General features: G+C 38.0%; 22 protein-coding genes. 17 read left to right on the top strand and 5 right to left on the bottom strand.

The genetic code is table 11. From position 1 onward, the window contains the following. The first annotated feature begins 136 nt into the window (after positions 1-136). Together JKG61_RS08595 and JKG61_RS08600 are read left to right on the top strand one after the other, a co-directional pair. Complete coding sequence (locus tag JKG61_RS08595; RefSeq protein WP_202102565.1) at positions 137-868, top strand: hypothetical protein; 732 nt, start codon at positions 137-139, stop codon at positions 866-868. Positions 869-906: 38 nt separating this feature from the next. After that, positions 907-1368 carry an NUDIX domain-containing protein gene (locus JKG61_RS08600; RefSeq protein WP_202102566.1) on the top strand — a complete coding sequence of 154 codons (462 nt, stop codon included), beginning with the start codon at positions 907-909 and terminating at the stop codon, positions 1366-1368. Between the two features lie 242 nt (positions 1369-1610). Here JKG61_RS08600 and JKG61_RS23080 read toward each other — a convergent pair whose 3' ends face one another. After that, a complete protein-coding gene (locus JKG61_RS23080) occupies positions 1611-1736 on the bottom strand; it encodes a hypothetical protein (RefSeq protein ID WP_262896196.1) in 126 nt (41 codons plus the stop codon). Between the two features lie 56 nt (positions 1737-1792). Beyond that, the gene (gene rlmH / locus JKG61_RS08605) at positions 1793-2266 is read right to left on the bottom strand and encodes a 23S rRNA (pseudouridine(1915)-N(3))-methyltransferase RlmH (RefSeq protein WP_202102567.1); all 474 of its coding nucleotides are present in this window, start codon (positions 2264-2266) and stop codon (positions 1793-1795) included. Positions 2267-2696: 430 nt separating this feature from the next. Here rlmH and JKG61_RS08610 point away from each other — a divergent pair, with 430 nt between their 5' ends. The 4 genes from JKG61_RS08610 (at position 2697) to JKG61_RS08625 (ending at position 5137) form a co-directional block, all read left to right on the top strand. Continuing rightward, entirely contained in the window at positions 2697-3260 is a 564-nt protein-coding gene (locus JKG61_RS08610; RefSeq protein ID WP_202102568.1) for a hypothetical protein, read from the top strand. A gap of 469 nt (positions 3261-3729) precedes the next feature. Further along, positions 3730-4491, top strand: a complete 762-nt coding sequence (locus JKG61_RS08615; protein WP_202102569.1) for a hypothetical protein — start codon at positions 3730-3732, stop codon at positions 4489-4491. Continuing rightward, on the top strand, positions 4491-4898 hold the full coding sequence (locus tag JKG61_RS08620; protein ID WP_202102570.1) for a DUF5675 family protein: 408 nt from the start codon (positions 4491-4493) through the stop codon (positions 4896-4898). The genes JKG61_RS08615 and JKG61_RS08620 overlap by 1 nt, the downstream gene beginning before the upstream one ends. Beyond that, the gene (locus JKG61_RS08625) at positions 4895-5137 is read left to right on the top strand and encodes a hypothetical protein (RefSeq protein WP_202102571.1); all 243 of its coding nucleotides are present in this window, start codon (positions 4895-4897) and stop codon (positions 5135-5137) included. Before JKG61_RS08620 ends, JKG61_RS08625 begins: the two co-directional genes overlap by 4 nt. Positions 5138-5365: 228 nt before the next feature. Here JKG61_RS08625 and JKG61_RS08630 read toward each other — a convergent pair whose 3' ends face one another. Continuing rightward, the gene (locus tag JKG61_RS08630; protein WP_202102572.1) at positions 5366-5953 is read right to left on the bottom strand and encodes a hypothetical protein; all 588 of its coding nucleotides are present in this window, start codon (positions 5951-5953) and stop codon (positions 5366-5368) included. 722 nt (positions 5954-6675) lie between these two features. Here JKG61_RS08630 and JKG61_RS08635 point away from each other — a divergent pair. Continuing rightward, positions 6676-6879 (top strand): hypothetical protein, encoded by a 204-nt coding sequence (locus JKG61_RS08635; protein ID WP_202102573.1) that lies wholly within the window; start codon positions 6676-6678, stop codon positions 6877-6879. A 351-nt stretch (positions 6880-7230) separates the two neighbouring features. On the opposite strand, the gene JKG61_RS08640 is transcribed toward JKG61_RS08635, so the two are convergent. Next, on the bottom strand, positions 7231-8142 hold the full coding sequence (locus JKG61_RS08640) for a hypothetical protein (protein WP_202102574.1): 912 nt from the start codon (positions 8140-8142) through the stop codon (positions 7231-7233). A gap of 71 nt (positions 8143-8213) precedes the next feature. Between JKG61_RS08640 and JKG61_RS08645 the strand changes: the two genes are divergently transcribed. The 9 genes from JKG61_RS08645 (at position 8214) to JKG61_RS08685 (ending at position 18571) form a co-directional block, all read left to right on the top strand. Next, positions 8214-8486 carry a helix-turn-helix domain-containing protein gene (locus tag JKG61_RS08645; RefSeq protein ID WP_202102575.1) on the top strand — a complete coding sequence of 91 codons (273 nt, stop codon included), beginning with the start codon at positions 8214-8216 and terminating at the stop codon, positions 8484-8486. Between the two features lie 7 nt (positions 8487-8493). Further along, the gene (locus tag JKG61_RS08650; protein WP_202102576.1) at positions 8494-9303 is read left to right on the top strand and encodes a hypothetical protein; all 810 of its coding nucleotides are present in this window, start codon (positions 8494-8496) and stop codon (positions 9301-9303) included. A gap of 3 nt (positions 9304-9306) precedes the next feature. After that, positions 9307-11991, top strand: a complete 2685-nt coding sequence (locus tag JKG61_RS08655; protein WP_317192401.1) for a DNA methyltransferase — start codon at positions 9307-9309, stop codon at positions 11989-11991. A 3-nt stretch (positions 11992-11994) separates the two neighbouring features. Then, positions 11995-13068: a hypothetical protein gene (locus JKG61_RS08660; RefSeq protein WP_202102578.1), complete on the top strand. Its 1074-nt coding sequence runs from the start codon at positions 11995-11997 to the stop codon at positions 13066-13068. Positions 13069-13071: 3 nt separating this feature from the next. After that, a complete protein-coding gene (locus JKG61_RS08665; RefSeq protein ID WP_202102579.1) occupies positions 13072-13500 on the top strand; it encodes a type II toxin-antitoxin system death-on-curing family toxin in 429 nt (142 codons plus the stop codon). Positions 13501-13562: 62 nt separating this feature from the next. Continuing rightward, positions 13563-15497, top strand: a complete 1935-nt coding sequence (locus JKG61_RS08670) for a DEAD/DEAH box helicase (protein ID WP_202102580.1) — start codon at positions 13563-13565, stop codon at positions 15495-15497. Continuing rightward, entirely contained in the window at positions 15490-16767 is a 1278-nt protein-coding gene (locus JKG61_RS08675; RefSeq protein ID WP_202102581.1) for a GIY-YIG nuclease family protein, read from the top strand. The genes JKG61_RS08670 and JKG61_RS08675 overlap by 8 nt, the downstream gene beginning before the upstream one ends. A 9-nt stretch (positions 16768-16776) precedes the next feature. Then, positions 16777-17451: a hypothetical protein gene (locus tag JKG61_RS08680; protein WP_202102582.1), complete on the top strand. Its 675-nt coding sequence runs from the start codon at positions 16777-16779 to the stop codon at positions 17449-17451. Between the two features lie 37 nt (positions 17452-17488). Continuing rightward, positions 17489-18571, top strand: coding sequence for a DUF2971 domain-containing protein (locus JKG61_RS08685; RefSeq protein ID WP_202102583.1), 1083 nt, complete (start codon positions 17489-17491; stop codon positions 18569-18571). A 247-nt stretch (positions 18572-18818) separates the two neighbouring features. Here the strand turns inward: JKG61_RS08685 and JKG61_RS08690 are convergent, their stop codons facing one another. Beyond that, positions 18819-19196, bottom strand: coding sequence for a helix-turn-helix domain-containing protein (locus tag JKG61_RS08690; protein WP_202102584.1), 378 nt, complete (start codon positions 19194-19196; stop codon positions 18819-18821). A gap of 167 nt (positions 19197-19363) precedes the next feature. Here JKG61_RS08690 and JKG61_RS08695 point away from each other — a divergent pair, with 167 nt between their 5' ends. Then, positions 19364-20464 carry a hypothetical protein gene (locus JKG61_RS08695; RefSeq protein WP_202102585.1) on the top strand — a complete coding sequence of 367 codons (1101 nt, stop codon included), beginning with the start codon at positions 19364-19366 and terminating at the stop codon, positions 20462-20464. The last annotated feature ends 6 nt before the right edge of the window (positions 20465-20470 follow it).

The following is a 20470-nucleotide window of genomic DNA, read 5'->3' on the forward strand; positions in this document are numbered from 1 at the left end:
ATCGCTTTAGTTGAGGTAGATATTTTCTTACCGATCAAAGAATAGCCCTTTACTGATTAATTTTTAAACAGGTTTTAGAATATACGTTATTATTATGTACTTTTAAACGCAACTTTAACGTAATAACAATACATTAATGACTTTAAAAGACAGTGCTGTAAGCACCGAAAATGGATTAGGCGACTTAGAAAAGACAGTGCTCATCAATGCTTTGATTCAAACCCCAATAAACGAGCGCGATCAACAATGGATAGCAACTTTTCTAGAAAATATTGCAGATGCAAACCTTAAACTAGGTGCGCCCGAAGTAGTGATAGCAAGTGATGGTTTTCCGTATGTCCAGTTGGAGACAGTCACTTCGAACGAGAACTTTCAGGCTTTTGTAATAAGCAAACAATTGCCCACCCTATTACTCCAAGGCTTTGGTATAGTAGTAAATGCCCAAAACGCGCAACCCGATTGGATTTTTACATACGGTGATATTGCTAACTTTGAATTAAATGACAGTTTTTATACGGATGACAGTATCTTTTCCTCCAATAAAGAAAATGTTGTCATCGGAAACGATGAAAAAATATTGATAGGACAACCATCCGACAGTATTCTTCCGAAGTACATCCGTAAACAGCTTAGAGAATTCTTGCAACACTCAGGAATAAAATCACCAAAGACAATGCTAATCGCCCGCAACTTCGAAGAAGAATCCCAAGTTAAACAAGACTTGGTTTTCAACTTTACACCTTCACAGTTCGCTAGCGAACAGGATTTTCAACAGATCGGAAATACAATAGCATGGTTCCTACCCCGACATTACTCGATTCTATTTATAGATGATATGTCCATAGAAAATGGCTTTGAAGAGCTGTAGTAGTTCAACGATTTAAACATAACAAACAATAAAGAACTATGTACCTGTTCAATGTAAGAGTTTATGGGATATTGATTGACGCGCAGGACCGCGTACTCGTCAGCGACGAGCGTACACAAAGCGTGTCATTCACCAAGTTCCCAGGAGGGGGATTAGAGTATGGAGAAGGATTAATAGATGCTCTAAAACGTGAGTTTATAGAGGAGTGTAATCTAGAGATCGAGATTGTTCAACATCTATATACAACAGACTTTTATGAAAAATCAAGTTTTAATAATAGTCAGATCATATCCATTTATTATCTAGTCAAAGCAATAGGCCCGTTGGAAATTACGCTAAAAGATAAACCCATGGACTTTGATACGCTCAATACTATCGAGAAGGAAGAAGTATTCCGACTAATAAAATGTACAGAACTGTCTAGTGAATACCTTACATTTAAAACCGATCAAGTAGCTTGGAGAGAGTATCAAAAAACAAGAAACTTACCTAATAATTAACTTGGATTAAAGTCGTTTTTTATTTTCAAAAAAGCTTGATTATGCTAAAAATGATTTATAATTTTATAACATTGAAATCAACCAAATATATTCATAAGGTTGATTCTCAAACAGGAAGCATCTTTTCTAGAGGCTCCATTTTATAGTTAGTGTGATTATAAGGCGATATCCCAAATATCGCCTTATTTATTGCTTATCAACAAATACCCCTTAGTGATCAGCAAGAATGGTTATTGCTATATTTAACCAATAAAATATGCCAAAGCAATCACCACCAATGCACCACCAATAATCAACCATTTAAGATCCTTGCCACTGTCGGCACCCTCGTCACTCCTAAATTTATAATCTCTTTTATACCTATCCATATTCATAACAACCTCCTTTTAATATTATGATGCAATAATAAATCTAATTCCATACATTACTCATGGTGATAAGGTTCTCCCTTCATAATTGAAAAAGCCCTATAAACCTGTTCCACAAAAAACAAACGAACCATTTGATGAGAAAATGTCAGTTTTGACAGCGACATACTGGCGTTCGCCCGCTCCTTTATCCTTGGTGCAAATCCGTAAGGTCCCCCGATCAGAAACACCACATGCTGCACACTGGCCAACATCTTCCGTTGCAGATAGGCGGCAAACTCAACCGATCTAAACTCTTTCCCCTTCTCATCCAATAACGCTACAAAATCAGTATTGGAAAGATTTTTCAAAAAGAAATCCGCCTCCTTCTCCATCTGCTGCTCCATCGACATATTCTTTACATTCTTTACATCGGGTACTACCGTTATTTGAAAAGGTACATAATGCTTGAGTCTTTTCAAATACTTATCTATGCCTTCCTGAATAAATTTATCGTCGGTCTTTCCGATGCACAGCAAACTAATTTTCATATCACAAAAATTGCAAATTAATAGCGAATAAAAAAGATAAATACCGCAGTGGCCTCAAAAGACAGCGCCTTCCAGGATCGAACCCAGCCCCGCCCTTCTGGTTCTCATCCCTCTTAAACGCAAAAAACCTCCATCTTTCGATGAAGGTTTTTCTGCGGAGAGCGAGGGATTCGAACCTCACTCCTAATACGCTGATATTGTATCGGTTATAGACACTGATTTTTGAGGGTCTCTAAAGGGTCTCGCTAAATCAGTTTCTCGTCTTCCCTACTTCGATTTTCTAATACAAATATACAAAATGAACAGCGTAATACGTCATGATTGAACTAGTATTTGCATACGTAGATGGCTGTTTATTAGTCTTGTTGTATTTATTTTATTAGATTTGAGATAACCAGTTTTTGATTATAAACTAGATAGCCACTTCTATATGGGACACAAAAATATTTTTAGTGATCACGTGAGCATTGGTATGAATGAATACGTGTTCAACATTGTGATGAGTATCGACGAGAGTTTTCATCTAATTATTGCTGAAAGCAGCCCTCTAGATGGACGATTGGACCATAAAAGAATCCGAATACCTATCGAGAATGCTAGAGGTTTGAGAGATGCTCTAAATAGAGCTATAGCAAAAATAGATAAAATTGACCTTATGAAGTTTGTTTCTCGTTCCAGCCTGTTGGATAATGTAAGGGGCAAAAATACGATAGACGACCAGACAATCAAAACTGAGAAGAGAGAAAAAGTCACGAACTATATTCCCTCTGGTACCAAAGATGGGATTCGGAGTTCAAACGATATTCTCTACGACGAACAAAGGAAACTTTATCCCCAAGCCTACATGCCGTGGTCAACTGAAGATGATGAAAGACTGGAGAAGCTCTTTTGTAATGGCACCTCTACCAAAGAGTTGGCTAAAATGTTTCAACGTAATCCTGGTGCTATAAGATCGAGAATAAAAAAGCTCGAATTACGGGAGAAGTACGGTTAGCTCCTTATCTATAGACTTTTCCTTGTCTGATCATTATCTAGTCCTAGATACTGACATAGTTCATCGAGAGTGATCAACTGATGAGGCTCTTTATTATGCTTTTTTTTGATATTGTTGTGGATACGTAAACTTTGCCGGTAGCTCTTGCCGGTGATCCTGGCGATGTCCTTGGGGTAAATGCAAATTCTGTTCATACCAATACTTTATGTATTCTTTATCTCTACTGTTGGTATGCTGATTACCTACAGCAGCTGACTAGTTCTTAATGCTACCAAGTTGGTAACAACTTGTGATTGTATTGGTGACTTTTCTTTGTTGCAATTTACGGATTCTTTATGGTTTGATTGTGTGTTTCTATGTCTATTAACGCCATATAGTATAGGTAGACTTTTTTCTATTGCTTGTTTTATGAAGATTTGGTTTGGATATCACGATTGCTGCAGCGGTGATAGATTAATTTTTTAAGGAAATGGCAAGACAATCAAGTATTATCAAATTGAAGGGTACTATCGGGGATATTACCTTTTACAAAAGTAAGGATGGGTATTTGGCCCGTCAGAAAGGCGGAATTGATAAGGAGCGTTTTTTGAACGATCCGAAATTCCAGCGAACGCGGGAGAATGCCCAGGAGTTCGGGCGAGCCGGTAAGGCAAGCAAGATACTTTGTACGGCAATTCGGCCGGTACTGAACAAGACGCAGGACTCGCGAATGATTTCGCGCCTGGTAAAGAAGATGATGACGGTAATCAAGGCGGATGCAGTGAGTGATCGTGGGCAGCGTAATGTGTTGGATGGGGAATTGATTTTGTTGCAGAGCTTCGATTTCAATGGTAATGCAGGGCTTTCTGCTACGGTTTATGCACCGTTTACGGCTACTATCGATCGTGCGTCAGGTGTGTTGGATGTGAATGTAGCGGCTTTCACTCCAGAAAGTCAGATTGTGGCTCCAGGTGGAACGACGCATTTCCGACTTATTTCGGCTGGTGTTGAGGTGGATTTTGAGAATGAAACGTTTAAGTTGGCCCAAAGTGCTTCTTCTGAAATTGCGTATGGCAATACGTTGTCTGCAGCAATTCCATTGAGCAACGATCTTGGAGTTACTGACTCAACGAAGCCGTTGTTCTTGGTATTCGGAATCGAGTTCCTTCAGCAGGTGAACGGTTCGTTCTATTCGTTGAATAATGGTGCGTTTAACGCCCTGAATCTGGTAGCTGTAGACACGGGCGTATAATGGTTGTGCGGTTATTGCGGACTTATCATGGTCAAGGTACCAATGGTGAGATTTGGGTCGATGGTAAATTTGTTAGTTATGCTATTGAACTGCCTTGGTTAGATAATGTCCGCAATAATTCCTGTATTCCGGTAGGCAGATATCCACTGGCTAAGCGATACAGCAAGAAGTTTAAATGGCATATTTTGGTTAAGGATGTTGTGGGGCGAAGTGAGATTCTATTTCATCCAGCTAATAATGCATTGAGTGAGTTGCGAGGCTGTATTGCTCCTGTTAGTCAGCTTTCTGGAGCCGGGAAAGGTTTGGAGTCCATAAAAGCCTTTAACAAGTTAAAGGAGATGGTTTATGCTTCTATTGATGCAGGGAAATTGGTGTTTTTGGAAATTATTGAGAAAGGAAAATCATGAATGTAGTTGAACGGGCTCAGGCCCCTACTCCGAAGTTTTTTAAGGTGCTACGGAATATTGGTATTGTGGTAGCAACTATTGGTGGGGCTATTCTAACTGCTCCTGTAACTTTGCCTGCTGCGATTGTTACTGTTGGTGGTTATTTGGCCGTTGCTGGTGGTGTGATATCGGCCATTAGTCAGGTGACAGTTGATGATAAGCAGCTGAAGAAGGAAACGGAGGCCGTGAATGATGAATAGATCTGCGGTGGGCCATGGAACTTTTGGAGGTTTGTTACTAGGTGTTTATCCGGCTTTGATCATGGGTGATATCTTGAAAACTATTTTGTTAGCTGCTATTGGCGCAGCGGTTAGTTTTTGTGTATCTTTACTACTCGGGTCTCTGACCAAAAGAAAAAAATAGAGTTGTGGTGACTTTATTCAATTTAAAAGCTCGGCGTATGCCGGGCTTTTGTTGTTTTAACTCTTTTATATATTCCCATCTATAAAAAAGAGCAGCTGTTGAAGAGACTTAATATAAGATTCATTTAGAGCTTTACGTGCAGACTTATATCCCCATATGTTGCTTTGACTGCCAATATTTGAGATCATTTCTTGATTTGAAGTGCTATTTTTAATTATTTCAGTGTAGAATATGGTTGATGCGTTCCACATCCCCTTAGGTATTATCATTGTAGAAAGATTTCCTCCAACTATGCCTATACCTGCAGATATATCAGTACCAAATCCCGCATGGTATGCTGAAATACCAATCTTTAACAAAGTACCTTTCGATTCTTTAGACCTATACAATGAATTATCTTTAACGAAATAGATGTTGGGATAAACTTGTTTTATCTGTTCAAATATGCTTTCAATCAATGTTTCACTGGTACACTCAATTTTAGATTTTTCATTTAAAATTCTTGCATCAAAAAAAGCAACCTTGACTGTGTCTAAAGATGATATATCGCTTCTTGGTGGAGCTTGCACATATTCGGGACACCATACGTAAAGCTTCTGTGCATTAGAAAACGATACGTTTGCGATTAGGATTAATAGTAGTAGATATTTCATAAATCAGTTTTTTCGAAGATAGGAAAAGGTTGTGATTTTTTACTTAAAAGTAGCTTTTTATAGATGATTTAGAGTTTTTTTAATTTTTTTTTGAAATGTACTGGATTACTTCTGAAAGAAAAAGGAAAAAAAGAAAGTCATTGCTGCAATTGCTGGAGGCTAATAAGGCAAGGTTTTTCAGTGAAATACTATCCGGCCGGAGGCGGATGGAGATTTCTCTGAAAACATGGGCTTGACCTTGCTATTTAGCTTACAGCAATTATTTTTACATTCTTTTTTGTCTTTTCTGTAATTGCTTTTTTTAAATCCATTCATATTGCACCTACTGCTGTTAGCAGGTGTTTGCAATGAGTGCCGCGGATTGCAAAAAGCCTGCTAGCGATAGCTCGCCGTCTGCGAGTTGAGTGAAGGGTGCTGGACCGAGAGGTGCGGAGCACTGGGGGCCGGCATATGTTGGTGAGGTTGACTGGCGGTATTTTTGATGGCTTGGGGTTATTGGGGTTGGGTATGTGCGAAGGGTTTGAATTGGGTGTCTCAAAAATAGTGACAGCCGAAAGCTCGTCAACACAAGGTGCCTAGGTATGTATTGGCCAGCAGCTATGGAGGTGATCACGGTGCGGAAAAGCGGTTGCCGAATGTAGTGTAACGAAATGGAGGCGTGCCGGGATGATGCTCCGTGTGAACCGGAATGGCTGCGATGAGGTAATGACCGAAAGGCAAAAATGGTGACAATCTGCGTAGCACCCGTAGGGCTGATAGGCTCTATGTTTTTGGGGCTTTGTAGTGGAATCATAGTGCCTATAGGATTGGCGCTGTTTTTTGCTGAGGGAATGGACGATGGTAGCGTTGGGCCACCGATGGCACCGCAGCCCGAGCGATCTGCAGGCGAGCCAAACTCAAGGAGACGGTGGATGAAGCAGTGCTGAGCAGCTGGTGAATAGAAATGGAGCTTGCGAAATGTAATGAGCCAGGTGTGATGCGCTGTGCCAGACAGAGTAGTCGCCTATGAGGAGGAGGACTGAACTGCAAGGATGATGACAATCTGCGCTAGCACCCGAAGGGCAAAGAGGCTCTATATGATGCCTTTTTAATGTGTAGCTGAATCATATAGTGCCTCTTTGGATTGGCGTCATTCTTTGCTGAAGGAGGACGAGGAATGCCTTATTTCCTGATTGATGAAGAATGATTAAAGAAAGTTAAGCACTTACATGCAATATGATTAGCAAGGCCAATTGCTGATAAATCGAGGTTATTGTTGATTAGTTTCATAAATTTAGTTAAATATTAGATGTAATTGGCCCTATATCAAATTTTACATTACCAGATAATGATTTGATGTTTTTTAAATTTTCAAGATCAGCAGAATTTGGGTGAGGTAAGAATACATAATATTTATACATTTGACTCTCTAGCTTAAAGATTAAATTAACTACGAGAGCTTGTAAACCATTCGACGTGGTTACAACCCCAACATCGGTTTCTTCTAAAGGAGCATGGCCTTCTTGGCATATGAAAGGGAAATTAGATTCATCTGCACGGTTATTTAAAATATTAAGTAAGAATCCATAAGTCGTAACTTTAAAACCACCTCTATCGAATAGTAAATCGTATCCAACTCGTGAAAAAGCGGTTAAGTAAGCGCATTTTAGCATTGTTTTGATATTAAGATTGGTAGACAGTGCTAAAGAAACTTTGAATTGAAGTCCATTCCAATTGTCAAATACACCGTTAAATTTCAATGCGTCTATGCCTTTCTTAGACGTTACAAAGTTTGCACAAGGATTTTCACTTTTCGAGGCCTTTAGATTTTGTAAAGAAAATTTTGTGGTAATACCTTTCATATCTAAACTTTCAGCACTAATTTTTGCATTCATACTTTTTTCATGTTCGATGAAATTTTTTGTTTGAAAAAATAGAAGCACGTCTTTGTCTGACGTATGTCCATCTGTATTATTAACTTCTTTAGCTACGAGGACCAATTCTTTTCCTCCAAGGCTTTTGGGAGGGACATGTTCTATTGTTAGTTCTTTATTTTTAAGGCTCTCAATTGAGTGTAAATTTAGAGAAATTGGACATAGGTATAATTCATCAGGAAGCGTAAAATCTCCTGCATTAATTGTTATACCGTGTTTTTTGAAGGTTTCTTTCCAATTGGATGCAAATCTGCTGAAAAAATGTTGTCTATTCATTGCTTCTCAATATAGGTAAAAAACCATATATTAGCCAATATTTGTCAAGTCAAATTTCAAAGTAAAAATTTATGATTGGAGAGAAAATCCGAGAACTGAGGGAAGTGAATAATGTACTGCTTCGGCAGCTTGCTGCTCAGTTGGATATCGATACGGCCTTGTTGAGTAAGATGGAGCGTGGTGATCGTCCGTTTAGGAAAGAGGATCTGGTAAAAATTGCTTCGATTTTTGAGGTTTCTGATCGGGAGTTGTTGACTTTGTGGTTGGCGGACAAGGTACTTAGAATTGTTGATAATGAGTCGTATAAAAAAGAGTCTTTACAGTTGGTTTTGAATAGTATTTAGTATACCTATGAGTTTTATACAATCTAAGAGATTAAAACAACGTAATGAAGGATTAAAAGACTTAGAAAAGTCTTTAGAGAATAAGGCAAAGACTTTAATTATACATTACTCTTGTGAGTCTTTCGTGAATTTGCATGGGAGAAGCCCACGCATCACCTCTATTTCAATCCGAAATTTACAAACAGGGCAGACTATATCATTTTCGATTCATATACAGGCTCAAATTAATACATTAGATTTTAATAATTTATCTGATGAAGATTACGATAAATTAGAATTTGACATGCTTGATGAGTTTTACAAATTTGCTAGAGAAAGGCTTAAATTTAAATGGATTCACTGGAATATGCATGATACTAATTTTGGTTTTGAAGCAATTTCAAATCGTTTCAGAATACTTGGTGGTGAACCCTTAGAAATTGATATAGAAAATAGATTTGATCTCCCACGAATATTGTCTAAACTATATACTTACGATTATGAAGACCATGGAGATAACGGGAAATTGCTTAGTTTGTGTGCAAGAAATGGGATTTCTTGCAGAGATGCTTTGAGTGGTAAAAAGGAGGCGGAAGCTTTTGAAAATAAGAACTACCTTGCTCTACATAAATCTACCCTTAACAAAATTAGTATTATTGAAAGCATTCTAGAGAAAACTGATAGTAATTGCTTGAAGGTTAAGGTGAGCTACAGAATAATTTATGGACTATCCATTTCTGGAATAAAGGAGATTATTGCAAATAATTGGATTTTAAATCTTGTTAGAGGGATAATAATATTTTTATTGGGAGTTTTTGTAGAGAAATATATATTCTAACATATGACCATTGCTCAAATTGAGGATAATATGAAGAAGCTGCTTGCTTCTATTGATTCCGATACTTTTATATATGATTTTTTGTTGGCGTTTGGTACGCCAAAGGCTACTATTGCGCGTCTTCAGTCGGGAAAGATAAATCTTGGTGAGGTTGATGGTGAGCTTGTTTGGAAAAAGAAGCTTCTTTATAGGCAGGTGGCTGTTGGGACTAATCTTTTGGAGTTGATCCAGGAGCTGCGCTCTGATGTCGGCTTGAAAAAGTCGCAACCTCGTTTTGTGATGGTGACGGATTTGGTGGGTTTGCTGGCTGTGGATTTGCAGACTGAAGATACTTTGGATTGTGCGGTTGCTGATCTGGATAAGCACTTTGACTTTTTCTTGCCTTTTGCGGGTATTGAAAAAGCGCAGTATCTGTGTGAAAATCCTGCTGATGTAAAGGCTGCTGAGAAGATGGCTAAGCTTTATGATCAGATTAACCTAGACAACCAGTTTTCTGCGGAGGAGGAAGTTCATCAACTGAATGTGTTTTTGTCGCGGTTGTTATTCTGCTACTTTGCGGAGGATACGGGAATTTTTGAGGATAAGCTGTTTACTGCGGCTATTACGAGCAATACCAAAGCGGATGCGAGTGATACACAAGAGTATCTACAGGATCTTTTCTTAATCTTGAATACTGATGATGGCAGTCGTAATAATGAGAAGCAATACTTACATAAGTTCCCTTATGTGAATGGAGGTCTTTTTCGTGAGGTGTACCCTATACCCGTACTTACTGTAAAATCACGCAATCTGATCTTAGAGTGTGGACAGTTGGACTGGTCGGCTATTAACCCGGATATCTTTGGATCGATGATCCAGGCCGTGGTGACGACGGATAAACGCGGTGGATTGGGAATGCATTATACTTCGGTGCCTAATATTATGAAGGTTATCAATCCTTTGTTTTTGGATGAGCTGGAGGAAGAGTATCAAAAGGCTAAGGGAAATGTGAAGCAATTGAATGCTTTGATACAGCGCATAGCTAACATAAAGATATTTGACCCTGCCTGTGGTTCTGGTAACTTTTTGATTATTGCCTATAAGAAGCTTCGCGAATTGGAGATTCAAATATTGAATGACCTTACTGCTTTGAAGGGTAATAAAGGGTCTGGTACTTTGGATTTTGTGTCTTTTAATTCGTTGATCAGTTTAAACAATTTCTTCGGGATTGAGATTGATGATTTTGCCCATGAGATCGCTCGATTGTCCTTGTGGTTGGCAGAGCATCAGATGAATCAGGCTTTCCGAAAAGAGTTTGGCCACTCGAGGCCTGCCCTCCCTCTAAAAGATTCAGGGAAGATTATTCATGCGAATGCATGTCGTGTTGATTGGGAGGAGGTGTGTCCTAAAGAGGAAGGTGATGAAATTTATATTTTGGGGAATCCACCTTATTTGGGGTATAGTCTTCAAGATAAATCTCAGAAAGACGATATGGAGTTAGTATTTGGTAAAACAAAAAGCTTCAAAGTTCTAGATTATATTAGTTGTTGGTTTTATAAAGGTACACAGTATATTTCTGGTGTGAATGTGAAACTAGCACTTGTAAGCACAAATTCAATATGCCAGGGTGAGCAGACTTTTGCATTATGGTCTAAAATATTAAAAAGTGATTTGGAGATAGATTTTGCTCATCAATCTTTTAAATGGGGGAATAACGCGAAGGGTAAAGCCGCAGTTATTTGTATAATTGTTGGGTTACGCAATAAGTCAAATAAAGCAAAATACTTATTTAAGGATGATAAACGCTTTTTAGCTGTAAACATTAACCCCTATTTAGTTGACGGGAGTACTATTTATGTCGAACGTAGAAACACCCCTATTTCTAATCTACAGCAAATAATTAGAGGTACAGGTTTTTCTGATAACGGTAATCTATTATTGTCCGATTTAGATAAGCAGCTTGTACTTGATAAATACCCTTTTGCACAGGAGGTTATTAAGAAAGTTGTTGGTTCTTACGAACTTATAAATAAAGTTAATAGGTGGTGTCTTTGGTTCGATGACTGTAATGTCGAAAATTATAAAACAGTAGTTTTTTTTGGAGATAGAATTCAAAATGTCGAAGACTTTAGAAAGAAAAGCAAAAAATCTAGTACAAATATTGCCTCTAACATGCCACATAAGGCTACCGAGAATCGATTTAACCCAGAAAGTAGCATTGTAATACCAAGAGTTTCATCGGAAAGACGAGAATATATTCCGATTGATATTATGGATCCCAATACTGTAATATTAGATTCTGCACAAGCAATTTACAATCCGAAAATATACTTAATAGGTGTTTTGACTTCCAAAATGCATATGGTTTGGATGAAAACTACTGCAGGGCGCTTAAAAAATGATTATCGATATTCTTCTGCATTAAGCTACAACACCTTCCCATTCCCAAAAATCAGTAAAGAGAAAGAAAAGGAGTTGGAGGAATGTGCGTATCAGATTTTGGAGACCAGAGAGCGGTATCCAGAGAAGACATTAGCGCAGCTGTATGATCCAGATAAGATGCCAGATGATTTGCGTGAGGCGCATCGGCTGAATGACCTTGCTGTAGAGTCTTGCTATCGCGCGAAGCCTTTCGATTCTGATGAGGAAAGGTTGGAGCATTTGTTTAAATTGTATGAGAAAATGATTGCGGCAGAAAAAAAGAAATAGGATATGGCAGCAGACTTGACTACATCGCCTGTTGATAGGCAGAATATATTGAACAATCCGGAGGCGCTGGACAGTATTCAGGAGTTTTTGGGTATCACGGGCATGCTTTACGATGGGCAGTATCGATTTACAACCGCACAGTTAGCAGAGTTCTTTGATGTTTCTGATCGGACGATTAAACGTTATGTAGAGAACCATTTGCAAGAATTGGAACATAATGGTTATTGTGTATTGCGCGGAGCGAAGTTGAAGGAATTCAAAGAATTGTTTGGCCACCTGATCTACAGTGAAGTCGAATTGTCTTCTGATAGGGACATCGATGTCCCTATCAGAAAGGAACTAACTGATAAACAAAAGTTAAGCAAGGTGAATAAGCTGTCATTGTTTAATTTTCGTGCTTTTCTGAATTTAGCTATGATCCTTGTGGATAGTGAGCGAGCTCGATCCATTCGAAGCGCTATCCTGGATGTGGTGTTGGATCTTGTGAATCAGAAATTGGGTGGATCTGTTAAATACATTAACCAACGGGATGATGAGTATTTGCTGGCCATTGTCAAGGAGCCGAAATACCGTAAGGAGTTCACGAGTGCATTAAGCCGTTATCTGAATATGGGTAATGTGAAGTACAAGCTTTATACGGATACAATCTATCAGTCTATTTTCAAGGAAAAGGCAAGCGAGTATAAAGAGTTGCTGCAGCTTGATGAAAAAGACAATGCTCGAGAGACGATGTATGCAGAGGTTTTGAAGCTTATCGCCTCATTTGAGATTGGTATAGCGGATGAGATGAAGGAGGAATATGATAGACTGGGGCGACAATTGGAGCCGACTGAACTAGATGCCTTGATCCATCGGTTTGTAAACCGCCGCCATTGGGAACCACAATTGGAGGATGCCCGAGTAAAGATGGCTTCGCGTGATTATGGTTTTCGTGATGTCGTTCATAAAAAATTAGAAAGCTATATCGATAGTATTTCACCTAATGATTATCAAACGTTTTTGGGTGAACAGAGTAAAAGCCTTCAGGAACAGATTGATGAAAATATTGCCATTTTCAAACGTTTAAAAGATCGTTAGCGGATGGGAACGCAATATTTTGATGTAGCACATGCCATTCGTGTACACGATGATATTATTGATAAATCGGGTGGCCTTCATGGTATAATTAATGAAGGATTACTAGCCAGTACTTTGGAGCATTTGCAGAATGATTTTTACTATGAAAGCTTTATTGATAAAGCTTGTCATTTGTTTTACTCTATTAATAAAAATCATTGTTTTCAGGATGGTAATAAGCGAGCTAGTATCGCACTAACAGCTTATTTTTTGGAGATCAATGGATTGGATTATAAAGTTGGTAAGTTTATGGTACAAATGGAAAATATAGCTGTTCATGTGGCAGATAATAAAGTTGACCGGGATTTATTGCACGAAATAATCGATTCGATAGTTTATGAAAGTGATTATTCGGAATCGTTGAAATTAAAGATATTTAAGGCATTGCTTTAGCTCTGCTTGATTCACAGAGGGACATTGATGTCCCTCTGTGAATAAAAAACCAATTATAAAGAATGGAAAATATTATTCAGGTAACATACGGACAAACAGGATCATCTACGGTATCCGATACTATGGGTATGCGGGAAATGCAACAAAAGGCATTTCAGGCACGTAATAATCAATTGTTGTTGATTAAGGCTCCGCCAGCGTCTGGAAAATCGCGCGCACTGATGTTTATCGCGCTGGATAAGTTGGTGAACCAAGGTGTGAAGAAAGTCATCGTCGCGGTACCGGAACGTTCTATTGGTAGTTCGTTTGCTCCTACGGATTTGATGCGTCATGGATTTTTTGCGAATTGGGAACCGAATGAGATCTATAATTTATGTACTCCTGGCTTAGATGGAAGCAAATCGAAAGTAGATGCTTTTGTAAATTTCATGCGTGGTGATGAGCAGATTTTGATCTGTACCCATGCCACATTGCGATTTGCTTATGAAGCATTGGAAGATTCTGACTTTAATGACTGCTTGCTAGCCATCGATGAGTTTCATCATGTATCTGCAGATGGAAGCAATATCTTGGGGTCCGTATTACGCAATCTTATCAATAATTCTTCTGTGCATCTTGTGGCCATGACGGGATCTTACTTTAGAGGGGATTCTATACCGGTATTAGCTCCTGAAGATGAGGCGAAGTTTGCCAAGGTGACCTATAATTATTACCAACAGCTGAATGGTTATAAGCACCTCAAGTCATTGGGAATTGGCTATCATTTCTATCAAGGTAAATATCATACAGCTATAAATGAGGTGTTGGATACGAATAAAAAGACCATTCTACATATACCGAATGTGAACTCGGGAGAGTCTACGAAGGACAAGTATGAAGAGGTGGATCGTATACTGGATATGATTGGTGATGTAGAAGCTGTAGATCCTGAAACGGGAATTATCACGGTACGTAGACGCGATGATGGGAAGCTATTAAAAGTAGCAGACCTGGTGAATGATGATGCGAAGCAACGTGAGAAGATCGTGGGTTATTTGCGCGATATCCGCTCGGAAGATGATATGGATCTGATCATAGCTTTGGGAATGGCAAAGGAAGGATTTGACTGGCCCTACTGTGAGCATGCGTTGACGGTTGGCTATAGAGGTTCGCTGACTGAGATTGTGCAGATTATTGGTCGGGCTACTCGTGACAGTGCGAACAAGAGCCATGCCCAGTTTACCAATCTATTGGCTAAACCAGATGCGCAAGATGATAATGTGGTGATCGCTGTGAATAATATGTTAAAGGCTATTACGGCTTCACTCTTGATGGAACAGGTGTTGGCTCCGAATTTTAATTTTAAACCGAAGCGGGATGAGAATGAATTGGAGGAACCTGGTACTATCAAAATAAAGGGATTTAAAGGTATTGTTTCTAAGCGGGTAAAGGATATCGTTGAGGAGGATATTAATGATTTGAAGGCAGCGATATTACAGGATAAGGATGTTACGAAGGCTTTGTCAAGTACTATTGATCCTGAGGTGATTAATAAAGTATTGATACCAAAAGTAATTAAGATGCGTTACCCGGATCTAGCGGATGATGAACTGGAGGCTGTGCGTCAATATGTGGTTACGGATTCGGCGGTAAAAACAGGAACTATCTCGGAGGTGGGTGACCAGAAGTTTATCACCTTAGCGAATCAGTTTATTAATATTGAGGATATTTCGATTGACTTGATCGATACTATTAATCCGTTTCAGCGTGCTTTTGAAATTATGTCTAAATCGGTTACTGTTCCTGTATTGAAAGCTATACAGGATGTATTGCTAGCATCGAAGATTAAGATTACGGAGGAAGAAGCTTTGTTAACCTGGCCTTCAATATTAGCTTTTGTGAAAGAGCAAGGTCGAGAGCCCGACGTGCATTCGGCAGATATGAAAGAGCAGCGTTATGCGGAGGTGTTGTTGTATATACGAGATAAGAAACGGAAATCGGTGAGTCAAAATGGATAAAAAGGTTTATTTAAGTTTTGATGATATTTTTGCTGATGATGAGTTTAACTTATTAGAGGTAAAAACTACGGCTCGGCGGATTACTGAAGAAGAACGTTTGGTTCAGTCCTTTCAAGAGGTTAATGACTTTGTCGAAGAACATGGAAGATCTCCGGAACGCAGCAATGGTTTTAGAGAGCGTATGTTGGCTGCCCGTTTGGATGGTCTTATTGTGGATCCGTCTAAAGTGTCGGTTCTGAGTGCTTTTGATTCTTTTGGTTTGCTGCCGGTGCAAGAGGTATTGGACACGGAGTTTGTTGCGGAAGATATAATGGATGTTGGTGTGGAAGAGTTTGATTTTGCATCGATGGAGGTTACATCTTTTGATGACTTGCTGAATGCTGATCCGTTTAATCTGCTGGGGGGTGTTGATGAGGAGCAGCTGCAGATCTTTGACACTTCGAATCTGCCCCAAGTGGATAAAGAAAGGGAGCGACCAGATTTTGTTGCCCGACGGAAGCGTTGCAAGGATTTTGATCGATATGAACCTTTGTTTAAGGCGGTGCACGCGGAACTGGGAACTGGCGAACGTAAGTATGTAGACTTTAAAGCGGGTACTCTTCAAGCGGGTACATTTTATATACATAAGGGTGTTATTTTCTTGTTGGAAAGTATTGAGGTGACTCGGGCTGATCATTATAAGGAGGATGGCACTCGGGTTAGGTTTGACGGGCGTACGCGTTGTGTTTTTGAGAATGGTACGGAATCTAATATGTACCTGCGTTCGGTAGAGAAGATGCTTTATGATGAGGGTTTGGCTATTTCGCATTCTAACAGGTTGAATACGGAGGTTTTGCTGAAGAATGCTCATGTAGTGAGTGAGAGTGATCAGGAGTCTGGTTTTATTTATGTGCTGCAGTCTAAGTCTGCTGATCCGGTGATTCGAGGAGTTAAGAATCTGTATAAGATTGGTGTGGCCAGACATAGTGTGGAGGACCGTATTAAGAATGCAAAGGATGAGGCTACGTATCTGATGGCGGATGTACATTTGATTTCGAAGGTGACTTGTTATAATCTTGATGCTTATAAGTTTGAACAGTTGATGCATACTTTTTTTGCAGAGGTATGTTTGGATTTGGAGGTAGCGGATAAGAATGGCATGAGAACGCGACCTAGGGAATGGTTTGTGGCTCCGCTTGATGTGATTGAGGAGGCTGTGGATTTGTTTGTTTCTGGGGAGATTGTTAAGTATCGCTATGATGCCGGAATGGAAAGGATTGTTTTGAGATAAATAATGGATATGATACGCTTAATTTGGAGAAAACTTGAGCCTTATTTATTAGGAATCCTGATTTTATTTGTATTTTCACTGCCTTTTATTGGTGTGAAAATTTATAATTATTGGGCAGAATTTATTCCAGATAAAGATGGTTATAACGGTATTAGTGCTACTGTTGCTTATATAGGTGGTATTCTAAATATCATCACTATTATTTTTCTGTATGTAAATTACAGAGAGCAGAAAAGGCAGAATGAAGATCAACAACAGGATACAGATTTTAACAGAGCGATTGATTTGGTGTATAAGCAGCTGGAGCATACGCTTAAATTGAAAGATCAATTTTTGGAAGGTGATAATAGACCACTTTATTATAATCTAATTCATAATAAAGCAAAACCCGAGCACCTTGGCCATTCTCCAGTAGAATATTTTAAAAGTAAAGGAGTTGATGAGATTTTCTCCTATTATATAGGAGAATTTGATATCTATAATTCAATTTTAGTAAGTGTAAAGGATCGAATTAAGCGTAAAAAACTATCGCAAATAATATTTCGGAATATTTCTATTCATTTACATGAGAACTTTTCCCTTTTTCTAAAAGCTTATGAGGGTGTAGATTTGACTACCGATGAAGAACACCAAAAACTATTTAAGCAGTTAACCAGCTTGGTGAATTTTTACGATCAAAAATAATTAAGCAACCATTTGAACCCTAAATTATAATAATAACTTGAAAAAACTTTATCGTTATCGACCACTTTCAGAGTTTCTTTTTAAGGAGCTTTACTATCAAGAGCTTTACTTTGCATCGTATAAAGAACTAAATGATCCTTTTGATTTGTCAGCGAAAATTGAATTCTCTTTTGAAGACGAGTCTGAAGTCGAATATTTGATTTATTTTTTGTACAAATCTACTATTAGTTGGCCTGAGAAATATTCAGATAAAGTAAAAGAACGTAATTCTAAACTATTGGCATTTATGAACAATGAAAATAAAAAGCAGAGCTTTAGAGAAAGCTTAGTTCGTAAATTTAGGGTTATTAAAGAACACAATGATCATTTATGGTTAACCGATGTTTGTCATGTTGTTTCAAATACAGTAAACGATGAAAATATAGGTTTTGATTTTGATTTAAGTAGCTTTATAGGTGAATTAAATAGAATTACGGATAAATTTTTAGCTAACAGCTCCGTTACCTGTTTTTCTGAAACCAATGATGACTTTCTAATGTGGGCGCATTATGCCAGCAAGCATTCTGGTATATGTATGGAGTTTTCATTAGATAATGATGGACTGTTTCCATATTTAGAAAGAGGTAGACGCAAATTAAATGATGAGAATTACAAACAAAGGATTTCTAAATGGGATACTGAAGAGTATATTCATTGGGATGGTCTTCAAAAAGTGAGATACGTTGACAAACAGCCATTTATTAATTTTTATAATTTTTCGCCTGTCTTTGAAAACGAGAGTGATTGTGATTTAATTGGATTATCAAAACCATGGACACATAGATTTGCACATCAATTGCAGTCTGTTTTTTCCATAAAAACTAAACCTTGGGCTTATGAAAAGGAATGGAGAGCAATAGAAATAAATTTCGATAATCCTAAAGAGCCAGAAGCAAGAATTAGACATTTTCCTTTAGAATGTTTGTCTGGTATATATTTTGGTAGTAGAACACCAGAGTCGGCTAAAAACAGGATATTTAAATTGTTTAATTCAATGGGAAAATCATTGAGTTATTTTGATGCTGATCCTACAAGTGGTAGAGATCTGGAATTTTCAACATGGGAATATTCTGAAGATTGATACACATTTTAAATTCTCTATGAATCCTTTTGGAATATATTAATCCAAATCTAGTAAGCAATTTAAATCAGATTGAGCCCAATGTGAGCCCATTATCACATGCTTTAAATGCCCGCTTAAATACTGTTTGCTGATGTTTTTTGAATCATCTTAAGCTGTTCGTGATCCTATTTTGAGCCTATTCACCTTAACCTAAAATAAATCATACGTAGTTTTAGAATTTATTAAGCCAATTAATAAGGTGCTACTATTTCAAGAGCTTCTCTAATAATTCTACTTTTGATTTTTCAGCTTCGAGAAGGCGCTCGTAGAGCTCTACAACTTTGTCAATTGGATTGAATGTACACTCTTTGGCATATATTGCTCCGTTATTGGAACTGTTGTCGTTGAAATTGTTGATTATATTAAACACTGCTTCTTCGTCAAAATTACGTATTGCATCTGGAGTAACACCGAGTATTTGGGCTACCTGGTCCAACAAGTCTTCTTCGATCTCTACGCTACGTTCCATATTGGATACCGTCTGCTGACTTACACCTAATGCAGTAGCTAATGCTTCTTGCTTCATGCCGCGCAACTCACGTAGACGGCTGATTTTTGGTCCGATCTTGTTTTCCTTACTCATACTTCAAAGTTAATAATAATCTGTCATTTGTTTATCGACAATCTTGTGTCTTGGTATTTTACAAGATGCTTTAGTTTTTTACTAATGGAATTGGTGCGTTACAAGTTGTTTTGGTTCGGTACATGAATGATTGTTAGGTTCTTTGGGTAAACTAAAATTATAAGACTATGTTTAGAGCAGAATTTTCCAATTACACCCCTTGCTTTTTGAAAACACACGAAATCATGAACCCATTTCTTGTATTAAGGGATGCATATCAAGATTCGCCAAGTGCAGAATCGATTATTGATGATTGCTGGGATCTATGGACTCTAGCTTTCAGACCAGACTATTGGATGACTCATGAATCTCCAAAAGTTTTGTATGAGAAATTTTTGAAGTTGGCACGTCTGCTAGATGCTGGATGGTTAGTATCTAAAATAAGACCATCGTATATAATAAAAGCCAAGGCTATTAAAGAAGGTTATAATCCTAGGTTAGAATGTACGAGTAACGCGGCAACAGAGGAATTGATCGAGGCCTGCAAAACTATTAACAATATATATAATGAGCAGAATCATTTTGAATTATGCTTTGATTTATTCAACACTCTGTATCAGGGGTTAGCACCAACAATATTCGATTTTGAAGATTTATTTACAGAGTCAGTTCTTTCGAGCTTTAAAAGAATTAATCAGTTAATTAAATCCCTATTTGATATTTATAAATCTGAATATAGCAAAACGATATCGGACACAGATGACACCAAACTAGAGGCTGTTACAAAGTTTGGATTAAACTGCAATGTTACTCAATTCAATTATTACGATGGTATCGACAATATCTTTGAAGCTTTCAATAAAACACAATTCTTTTCTATTATTGAGTTTTTGAAGAGTACATCTTGTTCCCATTGTTTTTGGAAGAATAACGGGAACCCCGCGAATGTATTATATTACATGGAAGAGCTACAGTTTGTTATGGAAATTTCATGGGAATTTATAAAAGAGCTTGGCGATGTAAATTCTAAAAAATGGAAAATACCCAAAAAAAATATCAGGCAGATAAAATACCTGCCTGATCATGCTTTGAAAAATCCGCTCAAATTTTTAGCAGAAGAATTTGAAGAAAGAGATTTATCTAATCGCAGGAATGATATCGAGAAATGGCGACTAGCAGCATTAGATAATAATTGGCACAATGAGGATGAACACAAAGACATTCAAGATTTTCTTTTACGTCTAATTGAGGTAGCCAGTCTTCTAGATTATAGACCTATTAATTGTTAACTGTAG

The sequence above is a fragment of the Sphingobacterium faecale genome (assembly GCF_016746095.1).
GTDB lineage: Bacteria > Bacteroidota > Bacteroidia > Sphingobacteriales > Sphingobacteriaceae > Sphingobacterium > Sphingobacterium faecale.